The 14666-nt window shown below is 72.4% G+C and carries 18 protein-coding genes; 6 read left to right on the forward strand and 12 right to left on the reverse strand.

What is annotated here, in order from left to right; all coding sequences use genetic code 11:
• Positions 1 to 82: 82 nt before the first annotated feature.
• From ABZO31_RS15300 to ABZO31_RS15310, 3 genes are read right to left on the reverse strand one after another with little or no spacing between them, the layout of a single operon-like run.
• Positions 83 to 1096 (reverse strand): hypothetical protein, encoded by a 1014-nt coding sequence (locus ABZO31_RS15300; protein WP_406861775.1) that lies wholly within the window; start codon positions 1094 to 1096, stop codon positions 83 to 85.
• Positions 1093 to 1926 carry a hypothetical protein gene (locus ABZO31_RS15305; protein ID WP_406861776.1) on the reverse strand — a complete coding sequence of 278 codons (834 nt, stop codon included), beginning with the start codon at positions 1924 to 1926 and terminating at the stop codon, positions 1093 to 1095. Before ABZO31_RS15305 ends, ABZO31_RS15300 begins: the two co-directional genes overlap by 4 nt.
• A gap of 20 nt (positions 1927 to 1946) precedes the next feature.
• A complete protein-coding gene (locus ABZO31_RS15310) occupies positions 1947 to 2678 on the reverse strand; it encodes a hypothetical protein (protein ID WP_406861777.1) in 732 nt (243 codons plus the stop codon).
• A 105-nt stretch (positions 2679 to 2783) separates the two neighbouring features.
• Between ABZO31_RS15310 and ABZO31_RS15315 the strand changes: the two genes are divergently transcribed.
• The gene (locus ABZO31_RS15315) at positions 2784 to 3146 is read left to right on the forward strand and encodes a DsrE family protein (RefSeq protein WP_406861778.1); all 363 of its coding nucleotides are present in this window, start codon (positions 2784 to 2786) and stop codon (positions 3144 to 3146) included.
• A gap of 50 nt (positions 3147 to 3196) precedes the next feature.
• On the opposite strand, the gene ABZO31_RS15320 is transcribed toward ABZO31_RS15315, so the two are convergent.
• The 8 genes from ABZO31_RS15320 to ABZO31_RS15355 all read right to left on the reverse strand — a co-directional run bounded on the left by ABZO31_RS15320 (position 3197) and on the right by ABZO31_RS15355 (position 8402).
• The gene (locus ABZO31_RS15320) at positions 3197 to 3460 is read right to left on the reverse strand and encodes a DUF3099 domain-containing protein (RefSeq protein WP_406861779.1); all 264 of its coding nucleotides are present in this window, start codon (positions 3458 to 3460) and stop codon (positions 3197 to 3199) included.
• 233 nt (positions 3461 to 3693) lie between these two features.
• Complete coding sequence (locus tag ABZO31_RS15325) at positions 3694 to 3984, reverse strand: DUF1416 domain-containing protein (RefSeq protein ID WP_406861780.1); 291 nt, start codon at positions 3982 to 3984, stop codon at positions 3694 to 3696.
• A 30-nt stretch (positions 3985 to 4014) separates the two neighbouring features.
• Entirely contained in the window at positions 4015 to 4854 is an 840-nt protein-coding gene (locus tag ABZO31_RS15330; RefSeq protein WP_406861781.1) for a sulfurtransferase, read from the reverse strand.
• A 146-nt stretch (positions 4855 to 5000) separates the two neighbouring features.
• Positions 5001 to 5081, reverse strand: coding sequence for a putative leader peptide (locus ABZO31_RS15335; protein WP_350497993.1), 81 nt, complete (start codon positions 5079 to 5081; stop codon positions 5001 to 5003).
• A 186-nt stretch (positions 5082 to 5267) separates the two neighbouring features.
• On the reverse strand, positions 5268 to 5963 hold the full coding sequence (locus tag ABZO31_RS15340; RefSeq protein WP_406861782.1) for a DUF2993 domain-containing protein: 696 nt from the start codon (positions 5961 to 5963) through the stop codon (positions 5268 to 5270).
• 112 nt (positions 5964 to 6075) lie between these two features.
• Positions 6076 to 7266, reverse strand: a complete 1191-nt coding sequence (locus tag ABZO31_RS15345) for a hypothetical protein (protein ID WP_406861783.1) — start codon at positions 7264 to 7266, stop codon at positions 6076 to 6078.
• A gap of 9 nt (positions 7267 to 7275) precedes the next feature.
• Positions 7276 to 7530, reverse strand: coding sequence for a MoaD/ThiS family protein (locus ABZO31_RS15350; protein ID WP_406861784.1), 255 nt, complete (start codon positions 7528 to 7530; stop codon positions 7276 to 7278).
• Between the two features lie 44 nt (positions 7531 to 7574).
• A complete protein-coding gene (locus ABZO31_RS15355; protein ID WP_406861785.1) occupies positions 7575 to 8402 on the reverse strand; it encodes an alpha/beta hydrolase family protein in 828 nt (275 codons plus the stop codon).
• Positions 8403 to 8658: 256 nt separating this feature from the next.
• Between ABZO31_RS15355 and ABZO31_RS15360 the strand changes: the two genes are divergently transcribed.
• From ABZO31_RS15360 to ABZO31_RS15380, 5 genes are all read left to right on the forward strand, one after another.
• Positions 8659 to 9477, forward strand: coding sequence for a winged helix-turn-helix transcriptional regulator (locus ABZO31_RS15360; protein WP_406861786.1), 819 nt, complete (start codon positions 8659 to 8661; stop codon positions 9475 to 9477).
• Positions 9478 to 9500: 23 nt separating this feature from the next.
• The gene (locus ABZO31_RS15365; protein ID WP_406861787.1) at positions 9501 to 10523 is read left to right on the forward strand and encodes a LacI family DNA-binding transcriptional regulator; all 1023 of its coding nucleotides are present in this window, start codon (positions 9501 to 9503) and stop codon (positions 10521 to 10523) included.
• Positions 10524 to 10627: 104 nt separating this feature from the next.
• Positions 10628 to 11617: a S1C family serine protease gene (locus tag ABZO31_RS15370; RefSeq protein WP_406861788.1), complete on the forward strand. Its 990-nt coding sequence runs from the start codon at positions 10628 to 10630 to the stop codon at positions 11615 to 11617.
• Between the two features lie 56 nt (positions 11618 to 11673).
• The gene (locus ABZO31_RS15375) at positions 11674 to 12399 is read left to right on the forward strand and encodes a response regulator transcription factor (protein ID WP_406861789.1); all 726 of its coding nucleotides are present in this window, start codon (positions 11674 to 11676) and stop codon (positions 12397 to 12399) included.
• Between the two features lie 14 nt (positions 12400 to 12413).
• The gene (locus ABZO31_RS15380; RefSeq protein ID WP_406865362.1) at positions 12414 to 13838 is read left to right on the forward strand and encodes a sensor histidine kinase; all 1425 of its coding nucleotides are present in this window, start codon (positions 12414 to 12416) and stop codon (positions 13836 to 13838) included.
• Here the strand turns inward: ABZO31_RS15380 and ABZO31_RS15385 are convergent.
• On the reverse strand, positions 13803 to 14657 hold the full coding sequence (locus ABZO31_RS15385; RefSeq protein ID WP_406861790.1) for a phosphatidylinositol-specific phospholipase C: 855 nt from the start codon (positions 14655 to 14657) through the stop codon (positions 13803 to 13805). The two genes, ABZO31_RS15380 and ABZO31_RS15385, sit on opposite strands and share 36 nt — an antisense overlap.
• Between the last annotated feature and the right edge of the window lie 9 nt (positions 14658 to 14666).

Raw genomic sequence — 14666 nt, forward strand, 5'->3', positions numbered from 1 at the left:
TGTGAGCGGTGAAGGCAGAACGGGCCGGACCCCAGCTTAGTGGCCTGGGCTCCGGCCCACTCTGTGAGGTGGGTCTAGTGGTTCACCCCAGCAGCTGCGTCTGCAGCGCCACCGTCTGCTGGAACGGCACCAGCGGCACCCCTCCCTTGCGGGACAGCACGATCACCCCGAGCGTGTCGCCCGCCTGGACGTACGCCCAACGGGTCTGCGTGGCGCCGTACGGCTCGGTCTCGTCGTACGCGTACTCCGAGGTGAACGGGACGCGGACGGTGCTCGCCAGACCGTCCGAGATCTCCCATGTCTCGACCCCCGCGGGCACGATCTCGTCGGTCGCGCCGACCCGGAGGGCGTCGTCCTTGAACTCCTCCGCGAACGCCACCGAGTTGAACCGCAGCAGGTGGACGCGGGCGACGGTGCCGTCCGGCGCGGTCCAGCCGCGGGACGCGACGTGCCGCAGGGCGGAGTCGGCGATCGCCTGCTTCAGCTTCGCCGCGGACTCCTTCGGGTACTCCGCCAGGTACGTGTCCGTGGCGACCCAGCCGCCGCTCAGCTTCGGGTCCGGCTTCGCGCCCGCGGGCGCGGGGAGCAGCAGCTTGCGCAGGTCGGCATGGTGGATCTCGCCTTCGTTGCCCTCGGTGTACGGCCGGGGCGCGCCGGCCGGCAGCGCGGGCAGGCTGAGCTTCGGGTACGCCCAGCGCCCGTCGCTCTCGGTGGCGAGTCCGGGGACGTCGGTGCGCTCCATGGCGGTGATGCCCATGGCCGTGCCCGTACCGAGCCCGGCGCAGACGAGCACCGCGGCGGTCCACCGGAGCGCGGCCCGGAGGGCGCGACGGGGCGGGGTGGGGAGGGGAGCGGGGGCGGTGGCCACGTCCGGGGCGGGAGGGGCGGGCGGGGCGGGCGGCTCGGCGAGGGCCGTGACCGGCGCGGCCGGCTCCGGCTCGGCGACCACGGTCCCGGCCGGCGCCGCGGCCACGGGCGCGGGCGCCTCGCTCGCCTCGGCGGCGGCCGGTGCCTCCTGCGTCTCCGGCGTCTCCGGCGCGGTGTCCTCCGTCTTCACCGTCTCCGGCTTCACCGTCTCCGTCTGCTGCTCGCTCATATGTACTCCCCCGGGGACTTGATGTGGTCGAGCTGCTTCTTCACCAGCTCCGCCACCTCGCTCTTGTCGAGCGGACGCGAGCCCGTGGCGATGACCGAGACCTGGACGTCGGAGTCGTAGGCGGAGCAGATCATGCCGCCGAGGGCCTCCTCCTTCTCCTTCTTGTCGAGGCCCTTGGGCTCGGGCATCAGGAAGCAGGCGGAGTTCTTGTGGCCGCTGATCTTCGGGCCCTTCGGGAACTCCAGGAGTTCCGCCAGCTCGCTCCTGATCGCGTGCATCTCCCGGATCTGGCGCTTGTCCTTCATACGGACGACCTGCACGTTCACCAACAGGTCGCCCGCGGGCGCACGGTAGAACGTGCGGACGGCGAAGCCCTGGACGCCGAGCCGCTCGACCCGCTTCTCGAAGTCCCGGCGCTTCTTGCCGGCCAGGCCCTTCCCCTCCCGCTTGAGCAGCGCGAGGGCCTCCTTCTGGCCGACCTCGCCGTCGTTGCCGTACAACTCCTCGTCCGGGCCCAGGACATAGCCGTCCGGGACCGGCAGCAGCAGCTTGCTGAGCGGGGTGTCCGCCCGGCCCCGGCTCGCCCGGTCGGCGGCCGGGTCCTTGTCGGTACCGTCCGTCTCGGTGTCCGCCCAGACCTCGGTGGGCGCGGAGCGGTCGGCGCGCGAGACGGTGAGGCCGGTGAACGCGGCGGCGCCGCCGATGGCGAGGACGACGAGGGCGGCGGGCAGGACGACGGTCAGCAGCCGGCGCCTGGTGGGCGTGGCGGGCGCGGGCATGGCAGGCTCGGCGGCCGAAGTCTCCGGCGGCGCCCAGGGGTTGTCGGTCATGTCGGTGTTCCGGTCCTCGTTCACAGCCGCCTCAACTGCCGCTCGGCCACGGACTTGATGTCCTTCGGGGAGATCTTCTTCGTGTCGTACATGAAGATCTCGAGCATGATGTCGCCGCGGTGGGCGTAGGCGCGGGCCTCGTACAGGTCCAGGTAGCCCGCCTTCTTCTCGACCGGGAAGACGTAGAAGCGTCCGTTGCCCGAGCCGGCGAGCGGTTCGCCCTCGCTGCGGGCGTACTCGTCGCCGGGCATGTAGCCCTGCTGGTCCGCCGCGTGCTCACGGGCGCCGTGGACGGTGGTGGACCGGAACTGCACGAGGCGGATCTCGGTGGTCCGGTACTTGCCCGTGCGCCACGAGACGGCGGCGATGCGCCGGATGCCGTTCTCCAGCTGGTACGCGAGCGCCCCACCCGGCTCCTCGAAGTAGGAGGCGTACCCGGGGGCCGACATCCACCCGTCCCCGAACTCGGACCCCGCGCTCTTCGTGCCGGCCGGCCGCGGCAGCAGCAGCTTGCGCAGGTCGCCCTCGGTGCGGACCCGGCGGTCCTCGGCGGCGCTCAGGGGCTTGGCCTTGTGCCCCTTCGGGAGCGGCGCGGGATAGCGCAGGTCCGCCTGGTTGAGCGCGGGCAGCGGTGTCGGCTCGCGCTGCGCCTGGATGCCGTATCCGACGGCCGTGCCGCCGACGACGCCGAGGACGGCGGCGACGGCGACGATCAGCGCGGTTCTCCCGCGCCTTCTTCCGGTGGTGTCCAAAAGAGTCCCCCCACAGGACCTGAAGCGCAGGTTCCGTAACCCGCGCACAAGTCCGACACCCTAGGGGCGTGGGGGGTTGCCCTGCCGAGTATTACAGTTCGGCATATGGCGAAGAAGCTCGTGATCAAGGTGACCGCGGGGGCCGACGCCCCCGAACGCTGCTCCCAGGCCTTCACGGTGGCCGCCGTGGCGGTGGCGAGCGGGGTGGAGGTCTCGCTCTGGCTGACCGGCGAGTCGTCGTGGTTCGCGCTGCCGGACAAGGCGGCCGAGTTCGAACTCCCGCACGCCGCACCGCTTCCGGACCTGATCGAGTCGATCCTCGCGGGCGGCCGGATCACCCTGTGCACGCAGTGCGCGGCCCGCCGCGAGATCACCGAGCAGGACGTCCTGAACGGCGTCCGCATCGCCGGCGCGCAGGTCTTCGTCCAGGAGGCGATGGCGGACGGGACGCAGGCGCTCGTCTATTAGGAGAACCACCGGGTCCACGGGGACATCGCCGGATCTGCCCGGCCGAACCGCTACGAGTCCCGGCGTTTCCTGCCGTCGAGCTCGTCCCACCACTCGTCCGACTGCGGGTCGCCCGAGGGATCGTCCCACCAGCGGTCCTCGGGTCCCCGCCGGTTCGCCATCATGGCCGCGACGGGCGGGATGACCATGGCCACGACGCACATCGCGATGGCGGCTGGCATCGACCACAGGCGCACGACGGCCCAGGCGCCCACGAAGAGGGCCAGGCAGACGCCCATCATCCAGAAGTAGACACGCCGCCGCCGCGCATACATACCCCCAGCGTAGGCCCGGTCCACCGTGTCCGGACAGACCGGAGGGCCGTGCCTCGAACCCTGGTGGCGTCCAACCCCCCAGGAGGCACGGCCCTCCGGCCGGTAGATGAGACTTCGCGCTGCGCCGGACTCCGACGGACGCCCGCCGCGGAGCGGCTGACGTCACGGCGGCGCAGCGGCTCGAAGCCCGTAGGGCGCCCTGACGCCGAGCGGTGCGAGGGGCGCGTCGAAACTCAGACCGCGATCGCGACGTCCGTCAGGCTGCCGGTCTCCGCGACGACGACCTTGCGGTCGGCCTGGGCGCCGGGGATCAGGGCGCGGAGGGTCCACTCGCCGGTGGCCGCGTAGAAGCGGAACTGGCCGGTGGCCGAGGTCGGGACCTCGGCGGTGAACTCGCCGGTGCTGTCGAGAAGGCGGACGTAGCCGGCGACGGGCTCGCCGTCCTTGGTGATCTGGCCCTGGATGGCCGTCTCACCGGGCTTCAGCGTGCTGACGTCGGGGCCGCCGATGGGTGCTCCACACATGGTCTTCAGTCCTGTCCTGGTGAGAGGGGCTTACTTGTTCGCGCCGAGCTCGATCGGCACACCGACGAGGGAGCCGTACTCGGTCCACGAGCCGTCGTAGTTCTTGACGTTGGGGACCTCGAGCAGCTCGTGCAGCACGAACCAGGTCAGCGCGGAGCGCTCACCGATGCGGCAGTAGGCGATGGTGTCCTTCGCCAGGTCGACCTGCTCGGCCTCGTAGAGGGCCTTGAGCTCGTCGTCCGACTTGAAGGTGCCGTCGTCGTTGGCGTTCTTGGACCACGGGATGTTGCGGGCGCTCGGCACGTGGCCGGGGCGCTGCGACTGCTCCTGCGGCAGGTGGGCCGGGGCGAGGAGCTTGCCGGAGAACTCGTCAGGCGAACGCACGTCGACGAGGTTCTGGGCGCCGATCGCGGACACGACGTCGTCGCGGAACGCGCGGATCGAGGCGTCCTGGGCCTTGGCCTTGTACTCGGTGGCCGGGCGGGCCGGGACCTCGGAGACCAGGTCGCGGGAGTCGAGCTCCCACTTCTTGCGGCCGCCGTCGAGGAGCTTCACGTCCTGGTGGCCGTAGAGCTTGAAGTACCAGTACGCGTAGGAGGCGAACCAGTTGTTGTTGCCGCCGTAGAGGACGACCGTGGTGTCGTTCGCGATGCCCTTGGCCGACAGGAGCTTCTCGAAGCCCTCCTGGTCGACGAAGTCACGGCGGACCGGGTCCTGAAGGTCCTTGGTCCAGTCGATCCGGATCGCGTTGCGGATGTGGTTCTTGTCGTAGGCCGAGGTGTCCTCGTCGACCTCGACGACGGCGACCTGCGGATTGTCGAGGTTGGCCTCGACCCAGTCCGCGTCGACCAGGACGTCGGTGCGAGCCATGATGATTCCTCCGGGGCAGTGTGCGGCGGGTGGCGTGCAGGGGTGGTGCGGGTACGCGTCGTCGCGTGCGTACGGCGTACGGCTACACGGGGCGGCCCCGACGGTCGGTCGTGGGGCCTGGGGGAATACGGGAGACGGGCGTCCCGCTAGACGGAGCGACAGAGCATGGCGGCGACGCGGCACAGGTCTACTGCCCGCCGCTTCGTGAGATCCGCCTGTCGCTTCATGGGTCCGATCGTAGGGACGGACAGGCGGCCATGTCACCGGTGTGTCGTATTTTGAGACACGATCGTCCAGGATGCGAGACACGATCACCCGGCAGGTCCGATTCGGGGCGGGTTCCGCACCACTGCCCCGCTGCTGTTTCTACAGGTCGGACAGGGACGTCTCAGCATGCGGCCAGGACGGTCGTTTCACCCCGTCAGGACCACATTCGTCCCCGTCACCGCGATCGCCACGCCGTCCTCGCGCGCCTCGATCCCCGCCAGCTTCATGCCCGGCGGCAGCGCGCCCACACTCCGCTCGAAGTCGGTTCGCGAGCGGACCAGCTCCTCCAGGCCGGGGATGCCCTCGCCGGGCACCTCGTCGGCCCGCACCCGGACCGTCTTGCCGTCCACCAGGGTCACGGTGGACACGACGCTCCGCGTCATCGTCCGCCCGATCAGCGGCAACCGGAACGTGCCGGTGACCTTCACCTTGCCGTTGCCGCCGTACGCCACCGAGACGTTGCTGGCCGCCGCCGCGGTGAGGTCCTCGTACGAGACCAGGGCGGTGCCGCTCACGCTGCCGGCCCGCGCGCCCCGCCAGTCGTCGTCCACGGTGACGTCCTTCAGGGACACGGACAGCTCGGTCAGCCGGACCCGCTTCTTCCCGGCCTGCGTCTCCGCCCCGCCGACGGTGACGTCGACCTCGTCGAAGCTCCGGTCGGCGACCTGGGTGAGGAAGGGGAAGCCCTTGATGTCCACCTCGGTCGAGCCCACGCGGGCCTCGCCGAGCATGATCCGGTCGGCCGCCTCGGACTCCGCGTACCCGACCGCGAGCCGGTCGATGCCGACCAGCACCCCGCCCAGCAGTACGGCGACGATCAACACCACACGCAGTGCCCGCATGCCCCGCAGTCCCTCGCTTCCCATCCGAAAAGCCCCGACGTAAGCCCCGGAAAAGATCCGGCCCCCTGACATGTCCATCGACGAGTCAGGGGGCCGGATGGTTCCGCGGGGCTCAGACCAGAGCCCGTCCCAGCAGGTAGACGGCGGGCGCGGCCAGCGTCAGGGGCAGCGCGACACCGGCGGTCATGTGCACGAAGCGGGACGGGTAGTCGTAGCTGGCGACCCGCAGGCCGACCAGCGCGCACACGCCCGCGCCCAGGCCCAGCCCCGCCGCGCCGGCCGCACCGAAGCCGGTGAACCCGCCCGCCGCGATGCCCGCGCCCGCGGCGGCGAGCAGCGCGACGGCCACAGAGGCCGCCTCGGGCAGCGGCAGCGCCCGCGCCAGGGTCGCGGCGGCCACGGCGAGCCCGCCGACGACGACCGCGTCCGGGTCGGCGCCCAGGTGGCCGGCGGCCAGGATCGCGAGGGCGGCCGAGGCGACGGTGGCCGTCAGGCCGTACATCCGCTCGTCCGGGTCCGCGTGGCTGCGCAGCTGCAGGACGAGGGAGAGCAGCACCCAGACGCCGAGCGTGCCGAGGATCGCGGCGGGCGCGTTGTCCCGGCCGGCCGCGAGCAGCGCGAGGTCGGCGGCGACGCCGCCGACGAAGCCGAGCGCGATGCCCTGCCGGGCCGGCCACATGCCGTTGAGCCGGAACCAGCCGGCGGCGGTGACGGCCTGCAGCAGGACCAGGGGGACGAGCAGCGCGTACTCGCCGACGGCCGCGCCGGCGGCGAGCAGGACGCCCAGGACGGCGGTCAGCGCGGCGGGCTGGATGCCGGGGGCGATGATCGGCGAGCGGCCCTCGGCGCGGGCGCGCTGGGCGTCGGTGATGCGGGTGTTGCCGGCGGTGGTGGGCGTGGAGTACGCGGGCCCGGCCTCGGGCGCGGCGGGCGCGACCGGGGCGGCGGCGACCGGCTCCTGGTACGCCGTCGGGGCCTCCGGCGGCAGCGCCGCGGCGTGCTGCGGCGGGAGGTACGCGGTCTCGGCGGCGGCGTGGGCCGCGGGGCCGCCCGGGGCGACGGTGGGCTGGTACTGGGTGTCCCAGGTCTGGCCCTCCCAGGTCTGGGTCGCGCCCGTGTCCTGGTGACCGCCGCCGTAGGGCTGCTGCCCGTACGGCTGCTGCTGCGGGTACGGCTGCTCCCCGGGGTACTGCTGCTCGCCGTACGGCGGCTGCGCCGCGTACCCCTGCTGCTGCGCCTGCTGCGCGTACGGGTCGTACGGCTGCGGCTGCTCGCCGTACCCGTACTGCTGGTCACTGCTCATTACCGGTGTTCACCCTCCTGCGAACGGCGGGAGCACCTCGACCGTGCCGCCCTCGGCCAGCCGTACGGTCTCATGCGCGCGGGTCCCGACGGGATCGCCGTCGACGAGGAACGAGCAGCGCTGCAGGACGCGGACCAGTTCGCCCGGGTGCCGCGCGCGGGCCGCGTCCAGCGCCTCGGCCAGGGTCTCCGCGGCGTACGGCTCCTCGGCGACGCCCGCGGCGGCCTTGGCCGCGGCCCAGTAGCGGATGGTTCCCGCTGCCATAGCGGCGCTCCCTTCGATCGTGTGCGCGCCGCCCCCATCATCGTCTATCCGCGCACGAGCCAGCCGCCGAGCCGGTCGAGGAGCTCCCCGCCGGCCGCGTTCTCCGCGTGACCCATGCCGCGCTCCAGCCACAGCTCGGCCGGGCCGCCCGCCGAAGCGGCCGCGGCGGCCAGCATCCGGGGGTGGTCGACGGGGAAGTACGGGTCGCGGTCGCCGTGCACGATCAGCAGCGGGGTCGGCGCGATCAGCGGGACCGCCTCGACCGGCGAGAGCGGGACCGGGTCCCAGTCCTGGTGGTGGATGCGGGTCCGCAGGCCGTACCGGCCGACGAGCCGGCCGACCGGGCGGGTGATCACCCAGTGGACGCGGCGCATCGACGGCGTCCCCCGGTAGTACCAGCGGGCGGGGGCGCTCACGGCGCACACCGCATCGGTGTGCGCTTCCGTACGCCCCCTCTCCAGTGCGGCGTGCCGGAGCACCACGGAGCCGCCCATGGAGAAGCCCACCGTGACCACCCGTTCGTGGCCGAGCTCACGCGCCCAGCGGACGGCCGCGGAGAGGTCGAGCACCTCCCGGTCGCCGACCGTGGAACGCCCGCCGGAGCCGCCGTGACCGCGGAAGGAGAAGGTGACCACGGCCGCACGCTGCGCGAACGCGCCGGCGACGCGGCGCACCGCGGGCCGCTGGGCCGAGCCGGTGAAGCCGTGTGCCACCACGATGGCGGTCCGCGCGGAATCGGTCACACTTTCCGTACCGGCAGTCCGGACGGGACCCGCCGCGCACGGTTCGTAGACCGCCTCGATACGGACACCGTCGTCCGTCGTCAAGGTTGCGCGACGAGGGCCGTACGTGATCGAGGAAACATCCACCATGTGAAATCGACCCTCTTGCTCGGAACTCCTCTGGGCTATTCTGCTGGGCAGAGGATCCGGGCGACGCAGCCACCGGGTCCTTTTGTGTTTTGCCGCCGTTGTTACGAGCAGGTGAACGAAAGCTCTCAGGGCGCGAGAGCTGCAAGTGAGCGCAAACGCCTCGCAGGGACCGAGGAGGAACCGACGTGATGGGCGAGCGAACCGAGCACGACCGACCGAAGAGAAACCGGACGACGACCCGGACAGGGGGCGTGCGATGAGTTCGCTGCTGCTTCTCACCAACGCACTCCAGCCGTCCACCGAGGTGCTGCCGGCCCTCGGCCTGCTGCTGCACAACGTACGGGTGGCCCCCGCGGAGGGCCCGGCCCTCGTGGACACCCCCGGCGCGGACGTGATCCTCGTCGACGGCCGCCGCGACCTGCCGCAGGTCCGGTCGCTCTGCCAGCTGCTGCGCTCCACCGGCCCCGGCTGTCCGCTGATCCTCGTGGTCACCGAGGGCGGCCTGGCGGCCGTCACCGCCGACTGGGGCATCGACGACGTCCTGCTCGACACGGCCGGCCCCGCGGAGGTCGAGGCGCGGCTGCGGCTGGCCATGGGCCGCCAGCAGATCGTGGCCGACGACTCCCCCATGGAGATCCGCAACGGCGACCTGTCGGTCGACGAGGCCACGTACAGCGCCAAGCTGAAGGGCCGGGTCCTGGACCTGACCTTCAAGGAGTTCGAGCTGCTCAAGTACCTCGCGCAGCACCCCGGCCGGGTCTTCACCCGGGCGCAGCTGCTGCAGGAGGTCTGGGGCTACGACTACTTCGGCGGCACCCGGACGGTCGACGTCCACGTACGGCGCCTGCGGGCCAAGCTGGGCCCCGAGCACGAGTCGCTGATCGGCACCGTGCGCAACGTCGGCTACCGCTTCGTCACGCCCGAGAAGGTGGAGCGCGCGGCCGAGGAGGCCCGGGCGAAGAAGGACGGCAACCGGGCCGATCGTGACGCCGGCGTCAAGGACGACACCCTGGACGCCACCCCCGCGGGGGACAGGGACGTGGTGGATGCCACAGCCCGACCTGCCAAGAGGTGAGTCCCCCCGCGTAGACTTCGCGCGTGGCCAAGGTGACGCGGGACGACGTGGCGCGACTGGCGGGTACTTCGACCGCGGTCGTGAGCTATGTCATCAACAACGGACCCCGGCCGGTCGCCCCGGCCACGCGCGAGCGTGTCCTCGCCGCCATCAAGGAGCTGGGCTACCGGCCCGACCGGGTGGCCCAGGCGATGGCGTCGCGGCGGACCGACCTCATAGGCATGATCGTGCCGGACGCCCGGCAGCCCTTCTTCGCCGAGATGGCGCACGCGGTCGAACGGGCCGCCGCCGACCGCGGCAAGATGGTGCTGGTCGGCAACTCCGACTACCGCGACGACCGCGAGGTGCACTACCTGCGGGCCTTCCTCGGCATGCGGGTCGCCGGGCTGATCCTGGTCAGCCAGGGCCCCAGCGAGCGCGCCGCGCAGGAGATCGAGGCCTGGGACGCGCGGGTGGTGCTGCTGCACGAGCGGCCCGAGGCGATCGACGACGTGGCCGTGGTGACCGACGACATCGGCGGCGCGCAGATGGCCACCCGCCACCTCCTGGAGCACGGACACAGGGATGTGGCCTGTCTCGGCGGCGTACCCGACACCCCGTCGGTCGGCGACCCGGTCGCCGACCACGTCGAGGGCTGGCGGCGCGCGATGCAGGAGGCCGGCCGGCCCACCGACGGCCTGCTCTTCGAGGCCCCGTACAACCGCTACGACGCGTACCAGGTGGGTCTGAAGATCCTCTCCGGCCCGGACAGGCCCTCGGCCATCTTCTGCTCCACCGACGACCAGGCGATCGGCGTGCTGCGCGCGGCCCGCGAGCTGCGCATCGACGTGCCGGGCGAGCTTGCGGTCGCGGGCTTCGACGACGTCAAGGAAGCCGGGCTCACCGATCCGCCGCTGACCACGATCTCCTCGGACCGGCCGGCGATGGCCCGGGCCGCGGTGGACCTGGTCCTGGACGACTCGCTGCGGGTCGCGGGCTCGCGGCGCGAGCGGGTGCGGCAGTTCCCGTCCGCGCTGGTGGTCCGCCGCTCCTGCGGCTGCCACTGACGACGCGGCGTCCGCCCCGTCCTTATATCGGGCATACAGGCTTCTGCCGGGCTTCTCAGTCCGTCCTCAGACGTTTCTCATGAACGGCTCCGAGAGTCGTGGCCATGACGGACTACTACCAGCAGCCCCAGCAGCCGTACTACCCGCCGCAGCCCCCGTACGAGCCCGGTCCGGCGCACGCCTCCCCCGCTCCGCTGGGGGTCCCCCCGGAGCGAAGCCCTAGGGGGAGGGCCAGGCGCGGCGTCGGTCTGCTCGTCGCCGTGGCGCTCGCCGCGGCGGCCGTCGGCGGCGGCACGGCCACCCTCGTGCAGCAGTACACCGCCGACCCGGTCGCGGCCGGCTCCGGCACCGTGGCCGGCACCAACGTCGCGGCGGGCAGCAAGGGCACCGTCGCGGGCGTGGCCGAGGCGGTCTCCCCGTCCATCGTGGAGATCTCCGCGAGCGGGACCTCCGGGCGGGCCACCGGCTCGGGCGTGATCATCACCTCCGACGGCGAGATCGTCACCAACAACCACGTGATCTCCGGGGCCTCGGAGCTGACCGTGCGGACCGGCGACGGCAAGCGGTACTCCGCCGAGGTCGTCGGCACCGACCCCGGCAAGGACCTGGCGCTGATCAAGCTCCGCGGCGCCTCCGGCCTCAAGGCCGCGGCGCTCGGCGACTCGTCGAAGGTGAAGGTCGGCGAGGAGGTCGTCGCGATCGGCTCCCCCGAGGGCCTGACCGGCACCGTCACCTCCGGCATCGTCTCCGCCCTGGACCGAGACGTGACCGTGGCGAAGGAGCAGGACGAGCAGCAGCAGAGCGCTCCGCGGGAGGGCTGGCCCTTCGAGTTCGGCGGCCAGGAGTTCAACGGCGACACCGGCGATTCCAAGACCACGTACAAGGCGATCCAGACCGACGCCTCGCTGAATCCGGGGAATTCCGGCGGCGCGCTGATCAATATGAACGGCGAGATCATCGGCATCAATTCCGCGATGTATTCGCCGAGTTCCGCGAGCGGCTCGACGGCCGGCAGCGTCGGCCTCGGCTTCGCGATCCCGATCGACACCGTGAAGGCCGATCTGGACGCCCTGCGCTCCGGCGGCGACAACTGAGCGCGCACGGACCGGAGCCCGGCCCGGCCGACGCCCCGGCGTGCGAGTCTGGGCCCATGACTGGTCCGGCGCCGGAAGGCGAACGCATCCTGATCGTCGACGACGAGCCCGCGGTCCGCGAGGCACTGCGCCGCTCGCTCGCCTTCGAGGGCTACGCCACGGAGGAGGCCGTCGACGGCCTCGACGCGCTCGCGAAGCTGGAGTCGTACCACCCCGAGCTCGTCGTCCTCGACGTGCAGATGCCCCGCATGGACGGGCTGACGGCGGCCCGGCGCATCCGGGCCTCGGGCGCGACGCTGCCGATCCTGATGCTGACCGCCCGGGACACCGTCGGCGACCGGGTCACCGGCCTCGACGCGGGCGCCGACGACTACCTGGTCAAGCCGTTCGAGCTGGACGAGCTGTTCGCCCGGATCCGGGCGCTGCTGCGGCGCAGCTCGTACGTCCGCCCGGCGGAGCCGCAGCCGGAGGGCGAGGTGCTCGCGTTCGCCGATCTGCGGATGAACCTGGCCACCCGCGAGGTGACACGCGGCGAGCGGCCGGTCGAGCTGACCCGGACCGAGTTCACGCTCCTGGAGATGTTCCTGGCGCATCCGCGGCAGGTGTTGACCCGGGAGCAGATCCTGAAGGCCGTCTGGGGCTTCGACTTCGAGCCCAGCTCGAACTCCCTGGACGTGTACGTGATGTACCTGCGGCGCAAGACGGAGGCCGGCGGGGAGCCGCGCCTGGTGCACACGGTGCGCGGCGTCGGGTACGCGCTGCGGTCCGGCGGCGAGGCGTGAGCAGAGGCGTGAGCATGCGACTGGCCGGCCGGTTCCGGGCGCTGCCGCTGCGCTCCCGCCTGGCGATGCTGACGGCGACGGCGGTGGCTCTGGCGGTGGCGGTGGTGTCGGCGGCGTGCTGGTTCGTGACGCGGGCGCAGCTGGAGGAGGAGCGGGACGCGTCGCTGCGGAACTCGGGCCTGGACAGCAGCCAGGTCGGCCCGTTCGCGCTGACCTGCGTGAACGGCACCGGTGAGATGCCGCTGCCGGCGGCCACGGCCACCGTGCAGATCGTGCTGCCCTCCGGCAGGGCGTGCACGTACGGGCCCTCGCCGATCCCGGTGCGGCCGTCGGACCTGGCGGTGGCGCGCGGCGCGCTGGCGGACACGCTGCACACGGAACGGGCCGAGGACGGCCGGGAGATGCGGGTCTTCACGTACCCGGCCCGGGTCGGGCAGGGCTTCGTGGGCGTGTCGATCGCCCGTCCGACGTCCGAGATCGACAACTCGATGGCCACGCTCGCCTGGGTGCTGCTCCTGGTCTCCGGCATCGGCGTGATCGGGGCCGGGGCGGTCGGGCTGTGGGTGGCGCGGGCCGGGCTGAAGCCGGTGGACCGGCTGACCGACGCGGTCGAGCACGTCGCCGCGACGGAGGACCTGACGGTACGGATCCCGGTCGAGGGCGAGGACGAGGTGGCCCGGCTGTCGCGCTCGTTCAACGCGATGACCGCGGCGCTCGCGTCCTCCCGGGACCGGCAGGCGCAGCTGATCGCGGACGCGGGGCACGAGCTGCGGACCCCGCTGACCTCGCTGCGGACCAATGTCGAACTCCTCGCGCGCAGCGAGGAGACCGGCCGCGCGCTGCCGCCGGACGACCGCCGTGCCCTGATGGCCTCGGTGAAGGCGCAGATGACGGAGCTGGCGGCGCTGATCGGCGACCTGCAGGAGCTGGCCCGGCCGGACGCGGTGGCGCCGGGGCCGCTGGAGGTGGTGGGGCTGCACGAGATCCTGCGTTCGGCGCTCGGCCGGGCGCGGCTGCGCGGGCCGGAGCTGACCTTCGCGACGGAGCTGGCCCCCTGGTACGTACGGGCGGAGCCGGCCGGCCTGGAGCGGGCGCTGGTGAACGTGCTGGACAACGCGGTGAAGTTCTCGCCGCCCGGCTCCACGGTCGAGGTGACCCTGGCGCCGGACGGCACGCTGACGGTGCGGGACCACGGTCCGGGTATCCCGGCGGACGAGTTGCCGCATGTCTTCGACCGGTTCTGGCGGTCGCCGTCGGCGCGCAGTCTGCCGGGTTCGGGCCTGGGTCTGTCGATCGTGGCGCGGACGGTGCGGCAGTCGGGCGGCACGGTGGCGCTGGTCCCGGCGGAGGGCGGCGGCACGGCGGCCGTGATCCGGCTGCCGGGGGCGCCGACGCCCCCGCCGTCAGTTGTGGCGGATGAGGGACTCGACCAGTCCTGAGCGGGTGTTCGGGAAGTCCATGGGGACGATCCCGAGGCCCTTCCAGCCGCTCGCGGTGCCGTCCAGGAAGCGGTGGACGCGCGGGTTGAGGTTGTCGGAGTTCCAGCGCGGCGGCAGGTAGGCGGACGTGCTGACGAAGTTGATGTACAGCTTGCCGGGCTGCTCGACGGCGGCGCGGAAGTGCGCCTCGATCTTCGGGTACTTGGCGTCGGGTACGGCGTTCCAGTCGTCCTGGATCGCGATCGCCCCGCCGTCCCACCATTTGAGGCCGGGCAGCCCGCCGTTGTCGGCGATGAGGACGACCTTGCCGCGGGCCTCGCCGAGGGTGGGCAGCCGGTCGCCGATGCGGAACAGCGGGCGCCAGCCGCGGTTGTCGAGGTAGTCGTCGAAGATCGCGCGGAAGGTGGCGTCGGAGTCGGAGGAGTACTCCTGCTTGACCCGCATGAGCACGGTCTCGGAAGGGTGCGCGGCGAGGAAGTTCGCGCAGGCCACCAGCACGTCGCCGAACATCATGTTCTGGTACGAGGAGCCGTGGTGGATGGCGAAGGAGCCCCCGGTGACCCGGCAGCGGATGTCGAGGAACCGGATTCCGGAGTCGAGCTGCTGGGCGATGGTGGTGTTCTGGCACGCGCTCCACGGGCCGCCGAAGCGGGCGCCGGAGTCGTGGGTGCCGGGGATCGTGAGCCGCTGGAGCGGGGTGGGGTCGCCGTGGCCGGCCATCCAGTCCTGGGTCGAGGCGGCCGCCCGTGCGGACGGGGCCCCGACGAGGACGGCGGTGGATGCTGCCACGGCTCCCGCGAGGAAGCGTCGTCGGTCCATGCGCGGAGT

It is taken from the genome of Streptomyces solicamelliae (assembly GCF_045348655.1).
Taxonomy (GTDB): domain Bacteria; phylum Actinomycetota; class Actinomycetes; order Streptomycetales; family Streptomycetaceae; genus Streptomyces; species Streptomyces solicamelliae.

Excerpts from the sequence above, each read along its gene's own strand:
- ABZO31_RS15300 (WP_406861775.1), bottom strand. The coding sequence starts at position 1,096 with ATGAGCGAGCAGCAGACGGAGACGGTGAAGCCGGAGACGGTGAAGACG.
- ABZO31_RS15305 (WP_406861776.1), bottom strand. The coding sequence starts at position 1,926 with ATGACCGACAACCCCTGGGCGCCGCCGGAGACTTCGGCCGCCGAGCCT.
- ABZO31_RS15315 (WP_406861778.1), top strand. The coding sequence starts at position 2,784 with ATGGCGAAGAAGCTCGTGATCAAGGTGACCGCGGGGGCCGACGCCCCC.
- ABZO31_RS15320 (WP_406861779.1), bottom strand. The coding sequence starts at position 3,460 with ATGTATGCGCGGCGGCGGCGTGTCTACTTCTGGATGATGGGCGTCTGC.
- ABZO31_RS15325 (WP_406861780.1), bottom strand. The coding sequence starts at position 3,984 with ATGTGTGGAGCACCCATCGGCGGCCCCGACGTCAGCACGCTGAAGCCC.
- ABZO31_RS15330 (WP_406861781.1), bottom strand. The coding sequence starts at position 4,854 with ATGGCTCGCACCGACGTCCTGGTCGACGCGGACTGGGTCGAGGCCAAC.
- ABZO31_RS15335 (WP_350497993.1), bottom strand. The coding sequence starts at position 5,081 with ATGAAGCGACAGGCGGATCTCACGAAGCGGCGGGCAGTAGACCTGTGC.
- ABZO31_RS15340 (WP_406861782.1), bottom strand. The coding sequence starts at position 5,963 with ATGCGGGCACTGCGTGTGGTGTTGATCGTCGCCGTACTGCTGGGCGGG.
- ABZO31_RS15345 (WP_406861783.1), bottom strand. The coding sequence starts at position 7,266 with ATGAGCAGTGACCAGCAGTACGGGTACGGCGAGCAGCCGCAGCCGTAC.
- ABZO31_RS15350 (WP_406861784.1), bottom strand. The coding sequence starts at position 7,530 with ATGGCAGCGGGAACCATCCGCTACTGGGCCGCGGCCAAGGCCGCCGCG.
- ABZO31_RS15355 (WP_406861785.1), bottom strand. The coding sequence starts at position 8,402 with ATGGTGGATGTTTCCTCGATCACGTACGGCCCTCGTCGCGCAACCTTG.
- ABZO31_RS15360 (WP_406861786.1), top strand. The coding sequence starts at position 8,659 with ATGAGTTCGCTGCTGCTTCTCACCAACGCACTCCAGCCGTCCACCGAG.
- ABZO31_RS15370 (WP_406861788.1), top strand. The coding sequence starts at position 10,628 with ATGACGGACTACTACCAGCAGCCCCAGCAGCCGTACTACCCGCCGCAG.
- ABZO31_RS15375 (WP_406861789.1), top strand. The coding sequence starts at position 11,674 with ATGACTGGTCCGGCGCCGGAAGGCGAACGCATCCTGATCGTCGACGAC.
- ABZO31_RS15380 (WP_406865362.1), top strand. The coding sequence starts at position 12,414 with ATGCGACTGGCCGGCCGGTTCCGGGCGCTGCCGCTGCGCTCCCGCCTG.
- ABZO31_RS15385 (WP_406861790.1), bottom strand. The coding sequence starts at position 14,657 with ATGGACCGACGACGCTTCCTCGCGGGAGCCGTGGCAGCATCCACCGCC.